Genomic DNA, 11,627 nt, shown 5'->3' with positions numbered 1-11,627 from the left:
TCGGGGGCGACGCGGGCGCTGGCGGTTCGGGCCAGTTCCGGGCGCATCGCCTGCGCGGTGGCGCGGGCGATCTCGGCCTTGTCGGCCAGCACCGGCCGCACCGGTCCCATCACATCGGCCAGTTCCTGGCGCAGTTGGTCAAAGCGGTCGGGGCTGGCGGTGGCGATCAGCACCGCGCCGCCCTCGCGCTTCCAGGGCAGGGCCCCATGTTGCAGCCAGTACAAGGCGGGCTTTTTCGCGCATAACGTCCGGTCGGGTGGGGGGGCGGACAGCTCGGCGCGGGGCAGGCCGAACTGGCGCGCCAGCGCGGTCTGAACCTGTTCCGAGCGGGCCCAGCCCTCGGCCACCAGGATCTCGCCCAGCTGCGCCTTATGCGTGCGCTGCAGATGCAGCGCCTTGACCAGCTGTTCCGGGGAGATCGCGCCGGTTTCAACCAGCTTGCGCCCGATTGGCAGGCGTTGCGGCACGAAGGGCGTCTCAAGCGGCCGGGGGACCAGCCGAAGTTGCGGTGCCGCCATCTGCAATCCCCCTGTCCCGGATCGGTCCGGGGCAGGGTGGCATTGGGTCGGTTAAGGCCGGGTTAAAATTGATCGGCGATCAGGCCGAGACCTTCTTGTCCATCGCCGCGGCGAAGCGCTCGAACAGGTAAAAGCTGTCCTGCGGTCCCGGGCTGGCCTCGGGGTGGTACTGCACCGACCAGACCGGCCGGTCGGCCATGCGGATGCCGCAATTCGAACCATCGAACAGCGACCGGTGGGTTTCGATCACGCCCTGCGGCAGGGTCTGCGCATCGACGGCAAAGCCATGGTTCATCGAGGTGATCTCGACCTTGCCGGTTTCCAGATCTTTGACCGGGTGGTTGGCGCCATGATGGCCGTGGTTCATCTTGACCGTGCGTGCCCCCAGCGCCAGCGCCAGCATCTGGTGGCCCAGGCAGATGCCAAAGACCGGCATGTCCGACTTGTCCATCACCTCGCGGATCATCGGCACCGCGTAAGATCCGGTTGCCGCCGGGTCGCCGGGGCCGTTGGACAGAAACAGCCCATCGGGCCCATGCGCCAGCACATCCGCGGCGGTGGCCGAGGCGGGCAGCACGGTCACGTCGCAGCCGACGCTGGCCAGGCAGCGCAGGATGTTGCGCTTGGCGCCGTAATCCACCGCGACCACCTTGTATTTCGGCGCCTCCTGGGTCGGATAGCCATCGGGCCAGGCCCAGCGCATCTCGTTCCAGCGGTAGGATTGCGCGCAGGTCACGTCCTTGGCCAGGTCCATGCCCTCCAGCCCGGCAAAGCCGCGCGCCGCCTCGACCAACGCGGCAAGGTCGAACTTGCCGTCGGGATCATGGGCCAGCGCCACATGCGGCGCGCCCTGCTGGCGGATCGCGCGGGTCAGCCGCCGGGTGTCGACACCGCCGATGGCGATCCGGCCCCGGCGTTCCAGCCAGGTCGACAGCGTCTCGGCGCTGCGCCAGTTCGACGGCTGGGTCGGGTCCCATTTCACCACCATGCCCTCGGCCACCGGATCGGCGGTTTCGTCGTCTTCCGGGTTCACCCCGACATTGCCGATATGCGGGAAGGTAAAGGTGACGATCTGCCCGGCATAGGACGGATCGGTCATGATCTCCTGATAGCCGGTCATCGCGGTGTTGAAGCACAGTTCGGCCACCGTCTGCCCGGTGGCGCCAAAGCCGGTGCCGTAGAACACGGTTCCATCCGCAAGGGCAAGGCAGGCGGTCGGCTTCCGAGGGGCGAGGGCGGACATGGGGCGAGTCTCCGGTCTGGGCAAATCGACCGATCTCTAAGGGCGGTGCGCGGGCGGGTCAACCCGCTGCCCAAAATGTCACCGGCCCCGGAAACAACGGGTTTCCCTCGCGCAAGGCCGGTTGTACCCGCAACCCGGTTTGGCTATTGTGGAAAACTTGACGATCCATGGGGATGGAACGAACAATATGGATTTGCGGTCCCGGGTCAATTCGGCCCTCAAACAGGCTATGCGCGATAAACAAGCCATGCGCCTGTCGACCCTGCGGCTGATCAATGCGGCCATCAAGGACCAGGACATCGCCGCCCGCGGCGAGGGCCAGGACGAAGGCGTCAGCGATGCCCAGGTCCTGGCCATCCTGGGCAAGATGACCAAGCAGCGGAAAGAAAGCGCGCAGGCCTATGAAGAAGGCGGGCGGCTGGACCTGGCCGAACGCGAGCGTGAGGAAATCGAGGTAATCGAGGAATTCCTGCCGCGCCAGCTGGGCGAACCCGAGCTGGCCAAGGCGGTGGATGCGGCGATTTCCTCGACCGGCGCGGCCAGCATCCGCGACATGGGCAAGGTGATGGCCGAGCTGAAGACCAAATATACCGGCCAGATGGATTTCGGGAAGGTTGGTCCGATGGTCAAGGACCGGCTCTGCTCGGGCTGAGCGGTCAGGCCGCGGGCCGGTGCAGCCTGCGGCTCAGTTCGTCATACAGCGCAACCCGCTCGTCCTCGGACAGGAAGGCGCCGATCTCTACCTCGCGCCCGCCGCCCCGCAGCGTCACGTAATGTGGCACCGGGCCATCGGCCTCGTGCATCAACAGCTGCGCCCAGTGGCGGTTGCAGTCCCATTGCTGCACATTGCCGCCGGGATTGTGCCGCACCAGCTGGGCGCGGCTGTCGGTCAGGGTGAGGATTTCGAGGATCTGCGCCGCCCGTCGCGACCGGTGAATGGCGAACCACACGCCGCCTACCGCCAGCGCCATGAACGGCAGCAGCCCCCACAGCAGCGCGGTGCCAAGCACCGGTAGCAGCGGCAGCAGCACCAGCGCCAGCGTGACCCCGATAAACAGCACGAAGCCGCCCGGTCGCAACGACTGGTGCGGCCAGAGATGCAGTTCCTGGCGGGGTTCGGTGGCTTCGGTCTGGATCCAGCTATAGGGCATACCGCCAGTTTACAGCCGCCGCCGGAACCGCGGCAACAGGCTCATCTGCCGCGCCTGCGCAGGCTGCCGTGCTGCGCCCAGGCGATGGCATCGTCCAGCCGGTCATCGCCCCAGAACAGCTCGCCGCCGGTGACAAAGGTCGGGGCGCCGAACACCCCGGTCTGGCGCGCCGCGGCGGTGGCCTCGGCGAGCTGTGCGACTCCGGCTTCGCTGTCCGCCTCCGCGATCACCCGCTCCGGATCCTGGCCGGCCGCGCGCAGGCTGGCCGAAAGGTTGGGCTCGCTCCCCGCGGGGGCACCGTCCTGAAACCAGCGCCGGTAGGTTTCCACCGTATAAGCCGCGCCCCAGCCCTCGGCCATGCCCAGCACCGCCACCTGGTTGGCCAGCGGCAGGTTGTCCAGCGGGTAGGGCGCCGGAACCCGGACCGGCAGATCGTACAGCGCCGCGCGCCGTTCGATATCGCGCCACATATAGGCGCTTTTCACCGGCTTGCCGGCGAAGGGGATGTTGTTCTGTTCGATCATGATCTCGCGCACGTTGAAGGGGCGCCAGACCACGTCGACGCCCTGCGCCGCGCAATGCTCGGCAATGCGCATGACGGTCAGATAGGAATAGGTGCTGCCGATCGAGTACCAGAAGTCGAGTGCGGGCATGGCGGGGCTCCGTTCGCGGTGACTCGCCACAGTTTAATCCCTGGGCTCGAACCGGTCAAAAAACCGCCTCGCCAAAAGAAAAGACCCCGCGCCGGCGGGGTCTTTCCAAGGTCTTGCGTTCGTCCTTAATGCGCCGGGTGCTTGTCCCAGTCCTCCTGCTTGGGGAGGATTTCGAACGTGTGTTCCGGCGGCGGGCTGGGCAGGGTCCATTCCAGCGTATCGGCGTATTCGTTCCACGGGTTGTTCGCGGTCACCCGCGCGCCCGAGCGCAGGGTGTAGAACATCACCCCGAAGAAGAACAGGAACGAGGCGAAGGACAGGAAGGCGCCCAGGCTCGACCACAGGTTCCACAGCGCGAAGGCGTCGGGATAGTCGATATAGCGGCGCGGCATGCCCTGGCGGCCCAGGAAGTGCTGCGGGAAGAAGGTCAGGTTTGCACCGATGAACATCGTCCAGAAATGCAGCTTGCCGGCCCATTCGGGGTACATCCGCCCGGTCATCTTGGGCAGGTAGAAGTAGATCCCGGCAAAGATTGCAAAGATCGCACCCAGGCTCATCACGTAGTGGAAATGCGCCACCACGTAATAGGTGTCGTGATAGTAGCGGTCGATGCCCGCCTGGCTGAGCACGATGCCGGTCACGCCGCCCACGGTGAACAGGAAGAGGAAGCCGAAGGCCCACAGCATCGGGGTCTTGAACTCGATCGAGCCGCCCCACATCGTGGCGATCCAGCTGAACACCTTCACGCCCGTCGGCACCGCGATCACCATGGTGGCCATCATGAAATAGGCCTGCTGGCTCAGCGTCATGCCCACCGTGTACATGTGGTGCGCCCAGACCACGAAGCCCAGACCGCCGATGGCGATCAGCGCCCAGACCATCGGCAGATAGCCGAAGACCGGCTTGCGCGAGAAGGTCGCGATCACGTGGCTGATGATGCCGAAGCCGGGCAGGATGATGATGTACACTTCCGGGTGGCCGAAGAACCACAGGATGTGCTGGTACAGGATCGGGTCGCCGCCACCGGCCGGGTCGAAGAAGGTAAAGCCGAAATTGCGGTCCATCAGCAGCATGGTGATGGCACCGGCCAGCACCGGCAGGCTGAGAAGGATCAGCCAGGCGGTGACAAAGATCGACCAGGCGAACAGCGGCACCTTGAACAGGGTCATGCCCGGCGCGCGCATGTTCAGGAAGGTGGTGATCATGTTGATCGCGCCCAGGATCGACGAGGCGCCCGAAACGTGCACCGCGAAGATCGCCAGGTCCATCGACATGCCGCCCTCAAGCACGCTGAGCGGCGGGTACAGAACCCAGCCCACGCCGGAACCGGCCTGGTCATTGCCGCCCGGCGCCAGCACCGAACACACCGCCAGCGAGGTGCCGGCAACGTAGAGCCAGAAGCTGAGATTGTTCATCCGCGGGAAGGCCATGTCCGGTGCACCGATCTGCAACGGCATGAAATAGTTGCCAAAACCGCCGAACAGCGCGGGAATCACCACGAAGAACATCATCAGGATGCCGTGGCCGGTGATCAGCACGTTCCACAGGTGGCCGTTGGGGGTACATTCGGCCGAGGCATCGGCGAACAGCCGGGCGCCTTCCATGCACATATGCTGCACGCCCGGATGCATCAGCTCCAACCGCATATAGACGGTGAAGGCAACCGAGATCAGACCAACAAGGGCGGACACCCCAAGATAGAGGAGGCCGATATCCTTGTGGTTGGTGGACATGAACCACCGCGTGAAAAAGCCACGCGTATCCTCGTGCTCGTGACCATGAATGGCTGCGTCTGCCATAAGGCATCTCCTGCTAACAACTGAACGGGCCCCGGACAGGCCGGGGCACAGGTTTTTTCAAGTTTTAGAATGACGGGCAGGGTGCCTCAAGGCCAGATCGTGCTTCGAATCAAGATAAATTGACGCGCCCCGGCGCCTGCCGAGGCGGCGCTGCGGGCTTGACCCTTTGCAAATCCCAAATAGAACCACACTTCAAAGCAACCGGCGGGGGACCCCATGGCAGAGTATGATCCGGACAACATCTTCGCGAAGATCCTGCGGGGCGAGATCCCGTCGACCAAGGTTTACGAAGATGACGACACGCTGGTGTTTATGGACATCATGCCGCGCGCCGACGGCCATTGCCTGGTGATTCCCAAGACCCCGTGCCGCAATCTGCTGGACGCCAGCACCGAACAACTGGCTTCGGTGATCGCGGTCACCCAGAAAGTGGCGCGCGCGGTGAAAGAGGCCTTCGATGCCGGCGGGGTGACGATCCAGCAGTTCAACGAGGCGGTCGGCGGGCAGGAGGTTTTTCACCTGCATTTCCACATTCTGCCGCGTCACAGCGGCGTCGCGCTGCGCGCGCCGGGGCAAATGGGCGATATGGACGCCATCGCCGGCCATGCCGAGAAGATCCGCGCCGCCCTGAAAGCGGCCTGAACCGAGCGGACCGCAGCCGGGCGGTGGGGCGATTTTCTATTGATGTCTGGGGCATGACCACGGTTACATAGGCTTGGACGCTCGTCGAGGACCGGCCATGCCGCACGACCACCATCACCACCACATCGACCCCGATGCCGGCGATGCCCGCGTGGCCTGGGCGGTCGTGGTCAACATGGTCTTGACGCTGGCGCAGGTGGTTGGTGGCCTGCTGTCCGGCTCGCTGGCGCTGATCGCCGACGCGCTGCATAATTTTTCCGACGCGATTTCGCTGATCATCGCGTTTTTCGCCCGCAAGATCGCCCGCCGCCCCGCCGACGAGTCGATGAGCTTTGGCTATGGCCGTGCCGAGGTGGTGGCGGCGCTGGTCAATTACACCACCTTGGTGGTGCTGGCCCTGTACCTGATCTACGAGGGCATCCTGCGCATGCTGGAGCCGCAGCCGATCAACGGCTGGCTGGTGGTCTGGATCGCCGTCATTGCCCTGATGGTCGACCTGCTGACCGCGGCGCTGACCTATTCGATGTCGAAACACAGCATGAATATCCGCGCCGCCTTCCTGCACAACCTGGCCGATGCGCTGGGATCGGTGGCGGTGATCCTCGCCGGCACCTGCGTGATCCTGTGGGGCTGGACCTGGGTGGACCCGGTGGTCACCCTGCTGATCGCCGGCTATATCCTGTGGCATGTCAAGGCCGAGGCCGGCGGGGTGATCCGGGTGCTGATGCTGGGCAGCCCGCCGGATATGGAAATGTCCGAGGTGATCGCCGCGATGCGCGCGGTGCCGGGGGTGAAAGACCTGCACCACCTGCACCTGTGGCAAATGGAAGAGCACCGCGCCGCGTTGCAGGCGCATGTGGTGATCGACGAATCGGACAATGGCCGCCAGCAGCAGATCGGCGCCCGCATCAAGCAGACCCTGCGCGATCGCTTTGGCATCGGCCACACCACGCTGGATATCGAGTTGAACAGCGCCACCTGCACCAACACGCGCTTGATCGGCCATTGAGGGCATGGGGGTGTCGCTGAATGGTCAAATATTCACCCAGAGCGCGGCGGTCTGCCTCAAATCAAGAAACAATTCTTGCCATCCGATCGGGTTTGCTGTGCATCTTCGGCCATCGCACCAACCCGGGCGGGCTGCGACACCAAAGAGAAACGCCGCCCCGGCAGCCGGAGCGGCGTTCTGGTCTTAATAACTGGGGCCCGGATTTCGCCGGGGTTACATACGCTGTATCAATGAACGTCACTCACGGAAGGAACGACAGGGCGAAATTAGTGTCGGAAATTTAGACGGTCATGACCCATTTGGGCCAAAGGTATAGATTAATTAGGGGGCTTCCGGGCTGCGTCGCGCAGGGATACCGGAGAGACAAAACAAATTAAGGACGAACCAAAACCTCAATCTCCCGCTGCCGGGACACGCGAGAGGGTGATCGCTGCGATCTATGAAACAGTGATCCGGCCCGAGCTGTACAACGCGTTTGTCGAGGCTTGGGGCGATCACGTGCAGGCCGCGCTTGACGCCCAGGACCGGCAAGGCGGCGCCGACGAGGCCGGGCCTGAGTCGCTGGAGATTGATCCCGAACTCACGGCCCATTTCGTCCGGGCCTATGAAATCCTCGAACAGCTGGGCCGCCGGGCGCCGCAATCCAGCGTCGCCGATCGCATCGCAGAGGCCGATGGTTTTGCGCTGCTGGCCGAGCATGGCGGCAGGATCCGCGCCGCCAGCGCCCGCGCCCGCGACCTCCTGACGGGCGACCTGTCAATCGCCGCGTTCAAATCCAACCTGTCGGCTCACTCCGCCGAGCTTTTCGACCAACTGATGCGCGCGGCACAGGGCGGCACCGCGGTGGCACCGCCAGTGGTGCTGTCCACCGGCAATCTGCCGCGGCACCTGCTGGCGCGGGTCGTGCCGGTGCCGGATGCGGCCGGGGGCACCGAGTTGATGGTGGTGGTCGAGGCGCTGGAATACCAATGGTCGGAACAGGCCGAGGAGATGCTGGTCACCTCTTTCGGATTGTCCCGCGCCGAGGTGGATATCGTGCGCAACCTTCTGGCCGGCCACAGCCTGCGCCAGATTGCCGAACTGTCGGGCCGCTCGGAACACACGGTGCGCAACCAGGCCAAGGCGGTGCTGGCCAAGTCGGGCGCGCCGGGGCAGGTGGACCTGATCCGCCTGGTGGTGTTCCTGATCAACCAGAACCGCGCCGATCCGCATCGCTCCACGGCCGAGATCAACCTCCCCTTCCAGGTGATGCGGATGACCACGGGGAAAGACATGCAGATCTATCGGCTGGGCCCGCGCGATGGCCGGCCGGTGATCTTCTGCCACGGCATGATGGACGGGCCCGGCCCACTGCAATTTCACTACGATCGGTTTCTCGCCCATAACATGCAGGTGGTGATGCCGGTGCGTCCCGGATTTGGCCGTTCCACCCCGGTCGACCGGGTCGAGCAGGCGCCTGACATCGTCGAGGCGCATATCCGCGAACTGATCGAGCGGCTGAACCTTGATCGGCCGGTGCTGCTCAGCCAGATGGGTGGCGCGTTTTACGCCCACAGCCTGGCCAGCCGCCTTGGCAATCTCGTGTCCGGCGTGGTGGCGGCGGCGGGCAATGCGCCGATCACCCGGCTGCACCAGCTCAGCTACATGCCGACATGGCAGCGGGTGGTGGCCTATACCGCGCGCTACTTTCCCGCGCTGCTGCCCACGTTGCTGCGCGCCGGGATCGCGCAGGTCGACGGGGCCGGGGTCGAAGAGTTCATGAAGTCGCTGTTCAAGCCCGATACGCAAGAGTACCAGGTGGTCCGGCGGCTGCAGCTGACGCGGTTGCTGCAATCCGGTTTCCGCTTTTCGGTCGAGCAGGGGCCGCCCGGCTTTGCCACCGACAGCCATTACGTGGTGCGAGACTGGGCGGCTGGGCTGGCCCCGCTGCGCACCCGAGCAATCTATCTGAGCGGCGCCCATGATCCCGTCTTTCGCGCCAACAGTATGGTCGCGGCGATGCACGGGCGCGCCAATGTCGATGTGCGCGTCCTGTCCGATGCCGGGCTGCTGCTGATCTACGAGCGGCCCGACGCCGTGTTCGAGGCGCTGGAGGAGATCCTGGCGCGGCGTGCGGGCTGAACCGGGTTCAGACCGCGCATCGCGTCGGTGACTGCGCCGCACCGCTTTCGAACACCTCGGCAAAGCTGCGCTGCAGGGCGACATCCAGGTCGCCCATGGTTACGGGCAGGCCCAGATCGACCAGGCTGGTCACGCCGTGGTCGCGGATGCCGCAGGGCACGATGCCGGAGTAATGGGTCAGGTCCGGATCGACATTGATGGCGATGCCGTGAAAGCTGATCCAGCGGCGCAGGCGGATGCCGATGGCGGCGATCTTGTCTTCCGCCACCGATCCGTCGGCGTTGCGCGGCCGGTCCTCGCGTTCGACCCAGACGCCGACGCGGCCGTCGCGGATATGGCCGGTAACGTTGAACTCGGCCAGCGCGGCGATCACCCAGCGTTCCAGCTGCTGCACGAAACAGCGCACGTCGCGGCCGCGCGCGCGCAGGTCCAGCATGACATAGATCACCCGCTGGCCCGGCCCGTGATAGGTATATTGCCCGCCGCGCCCGGTCTTGTAGACGGGAAAGCCGCCCGGATCGGTCAGGTCCTCGGGCCGGGCGCTGGTGCCGGCGGTGTACAGCGGCGGATGCTCCAGCAGCCAGATACATTCCCCGGCGCGGCCCGCGGCAATGGCGGCGGCGCGCGCCTCCATAAAGGCCAGCGCGTCGTCATAGGGGGTCAGCCCGTCGGTGATGATCCATTCCATGCGCCTGTTTACCGCGCCGTGCCGTGGGGCGAAAGGGTCAGGCGGCTTCGGCCGCGCAGCGCCGCAGCACCTCGGCATAGCCCTCGGCGCCCTGCGCGCCGGTCACCAGGTACTTGCCGGCAAACACCATCGCCGGCACGCCGCTGATGCCGCGCTCCAGCCAGACCCGCTGTTTCGCACGGGTCTGTTCGGCATGGCTGCCGCTGTCCAGCACGCTGCGCGCCTGGGCCGGGTCCAGCCCGACCGCACCGGCGGCCGCGGCCAGCACCGCGTGATCGGACACGTCCTTGCCCTCGGTGAAAAACGCCGCGAACAGCGCCATTTTCAACGGGTGCTGCAGATTCTGTTCCGCCGCCCAGTCCAGCAGCTGATGCGCGGCAAAGGTGTTCACCATCCGCGTGTCGTCGGAGTAATGGAAGGTGAAGCCCAGGCTGTCGCCCAGATCGGTCAGCCGCTGCCGCGCGGTGCGGCTCTGCTCGGGGGTGGTGCCGTATTTCTCGGCCAGGTGTTCGCGCAGGTTCTGCCCCTCGGGCGGCATCTGCGGGTTCAATTCGAACGGATGCCAGCGCACATAGGCGCCCATCCCGGTGGCGCCCATCGCCTGTTCCAGCTGTTTGAAGCCGATGATGCACCAGGGGCAGACCACGTCTGAAACGATATCGATCTGCAGCGGGGTCGGGGGCGGTTGCATGGAGGTCTCCGTCAGCTGTTGCGGGGCCACCCTATCACGGTCCGAAGGCCGGGGAAATTCACGCCAGGGAGAGCAGATTCGCACCCAATTGCCTCTTCACAAGGTCTGCCCCGTCGTCTATAGCCCGCTCTACCCAAGCCTCTGACGTGCGGTCGTGGCGGAATTGGTAGACGCGCAGCGTTGAGGTCGCTGTGGGGTAACACCCGTGGAAGTTCGAGTCTTCTCGACCGCACCATTTCACCTAGATAAGTTGTAAAAGATAGGTGGCTTCGACTGTCATCCCTTCGCCCGGCCCCCCAAGTGGTCCCCCAAGCTTTTGCCGCCTTCAATGAGGCTTTCCATTTCGGCGACGCGCAGAAACGAGCAATTTTCGCGCTTGTGAATCGTCAGCAGGCCGGCGCTGTCCCAGCGATAGATCGCGGATCGATGCAAACCGAGGACATCTTGAGCCCGGGCGACGCGAACATAGAAGGGGGGGCATGACCGTTTCTCCCCTGATCGTTCATTGCAATACCAGCCGTGCCAGCCGGCGGCTGTGCCCGTCCTCGACGCGACGCTCCACCAGAGGCATTTCTTTCCGAACGGACATGGCTCATATCGGGCCTCGTTGGCGAGGCGGAGTTGGAGCGTCTCCCCACCGAGGCCGACGTGGCCAGTGTTCTGTTTCTTGGCCAGCCCGTTGGCCGTTGGGAGCACCGGCGACGGCCTTCCGGTCGAGGCCGGGCTGGCGTGGCGCCCCTCCGGTGCCTCAGAGCATCCGAAGGAACTCCATGTCCGGCTTGATCTGCATGGCTGTATCGAAGCACGGGCCGACGATGCGGTGATCTCGTCTATTTGCCGGGTTGGTACGACTTGCATCAGCCGCCTCACCGTCGGGACCGCGATTATCAGGCGCAGTTTGTAGCGGTCTTCGAACCCGCAAGAGGTGACCTTTGCGGACGAAGCCCCCGGCGAGGCACATAGCTCACGAGGCCCGAGTTCACGAGCAGGCGCGCTGCTACGCGCACCGGAACGCACCTGGCACCCAGTCGACACACGACGACGGCTTCCGACAGCCACTGCTTGGCTGGAAGCTGTTTGGAAACGATCACCTAGCTGAGCAGTCGCTTCTA

At 65.0% G+C, this 11,627-nt stretch carries 11 protein-coding genes and 1 tRNA gene; 5 read left to right on the top strand and 7 right to left on the bottom strand.

Going from position 1 to position 11,627, the window contains the following annotated elements; all coding sequences use genetic code 11:
* Both CVM52_RS10760 and carA read right to left on the bottom strand, forming a co-directional pair.
* Positions 1-518, bottom strand: a 518-nt coding sequence (locus CVM52_RS10760) for a cyclic di-GMP-binding domain-containing protein, MshE-related (protein ID WP_503128392.1), incomplete at its 3' end; no start/stop codon positions are given.
* 79 nt (positions 519-597) lie between these two features.
* Positions 598-1,761, bottom strand: a complete 1,164-nt coding sequence (gene carA / locus CVM52_RS10755; protein WP_100162512.1) for a glutamine-hydrolyzing carbamoyl-phosphate synthase small subunit — start codon at positions 1,759-1,761, stop codon at positions 598-600.
* A gap of 187 nt (positions 1,762-1,948) precedes the next feature.
* Between carA and CVM52_RS10750 the strand changes: the two genes are divergently transcribed.
* The gene (locus CVM52_RS10750) at positions 1,949-2,413 is read left to right on the top strand and encodes a GatB/YqeY domain-containing protein (protein WP_100162511.1); all 465 of its coding nucleotides are present in this window, start codon (positions 1,949-1,951) and stop codon (positions 2,411-2,413) included.
* A gap of 4 nt (positions 2,414-2,417) precedes the next feature.
* Here CVM52_RS10750 and CVM52_RS10745 read toward each other — a convergent pair whose 3' ends face one another.
* The 3 genes from CVM52_RS10745 to ctaD form a co-directional block, all read right to left on the bottom strand.
* Entirely contained in the window at positions 2,418-2,912 is a 495-nt protein-coding gene (locus CVM52_RS10745) for a DUF2244 domain-containing protein (RefSeq protein WP_100162510.1), read from the bottom strand.
* A gap of 41 nt (positions 2,913-2,953) precedes the next feature.
* Positions 2,954-3,565: a 2-hydroxychromene-2-carboxylate isomerase gene (locus tag CVM52_RS10740; RefSeq protein WP_100162509.1), complete on the bottom strand. Its 612-nt coding sequence runs from the start codon at positions 3,563-3,565 to the stop codon at positions 2,954-2,956.
* Positions 3,566-3,690: 125 nt separating this feature from the next.
* On the bottom strand, positions 3,691-5,364 hold the full coding sequence (gene ctaD / locus CVM52_RS10735; protein ID WP_100162508.1) for a cytochrome c oxidase subunit I: 1,674 nt from the start codon (positions 5,362-5,364) through the stop codon (positions 3,691-3,693).
* 216 nt (positions 5,365-5,580) lie between these two features.
* Between ctaD and CVM52_RS10730 the strand changes: the two genes are divergently transcribed.
* The 3 genes from CVM52_RS10730 (at position 5,581) to CVM52_RS10720 (ending at position 9,136) form a co-directional block, all read left to right on the top strand.
* A complete protein-coding gene (locus CVM52_RS10730) occupies positions 5,581-6,006 on the top strand; it encodes an HIT family protein (RefSeq protein ID WP_100162507.1) in 426 nt (141 codons plus the stop codon).
* A 97-nt stretch (positions 6,007-6,103) separates the two neighbouring features.
* Positions 6,104-7,015 (top strand): cation diffusion facilitator family transporter, encoded by a 912-nt coding sequence (locus CVM52_RS10725; RefSeq protein ID WP_100162506.1) that lies wholly within the window; start codon positions 6,104-6,106, stop codon positions 7,013-7,015.
* A gap of 423 nt (positions 7,016-7,438) precedes the next feature.
* Entirely contained in the window at positions 7,439-9,136 is a 1,698-nt protein-coding gene (locus CVM52_RS10720) for a bifunctional helix-turn-helix transcriptional regulator/alpha/beta hydrolase (RefSeq protein WP_100162505.1), read from the top strand.
* Between the two features lie 7 nt (positions 9,137-9,143).
* Here CVM52_RS10720 and lipB read toward each other — a convergent pair whose 3' ends face one another.
* Both lipB and CVM52_RS10710 read right to left on the bottom strand, forming a co-directional pair.
* A complete protein-coding gene (lipB, locus tag CVM52_RS10715) occupies positions 9,144-9,824 on the bottom strand; it encodes a lipoyl(octanoyl) transferase LipB (RefSeq protein ID WP_100162504.1) in 681 nt (226 codons plus the stop codon).
* Positions 9,825-9,861: 37 nt separating this feature from the next.
* Entirely contained in the window at positions 9,862-10,515 is a 654-nt protein-coding gene (locus CVM52_RS10710; protein ID WP_100162514.1) for a DsbA family oxidoreductase, read from the bottom strand.
* Positions 10,516-10,663: 148 nt separating this feature from the next.
* On the opposite strand from CVM52_RS10710, the gene CVM52_RS10705 reads away from it, so the two are divergent.
* Positions 10,664-10,750, top strand: a tRNA-Leu gene (locus tag CVM52_RS10705).
* Positions 10,751-11,627: the final 877 nt, after the last annotated feature.

This window comes from Pseudooceanicola lipolyticus, from assembly GCF_002786325.1.
Taxonomy (GTDB): Bacteria; Pseudomonadota; Alphaproteobacteria; order Rhodobacterales; family Rhodobacteraceae; genus Pseudooceanicola_C; species Pseudooceanicola_C lipolyticus.
Note: the sequence above shows the minus strand (reverse complement) of the source record. Positions and strands in the feature narration are given on the sequence as shown.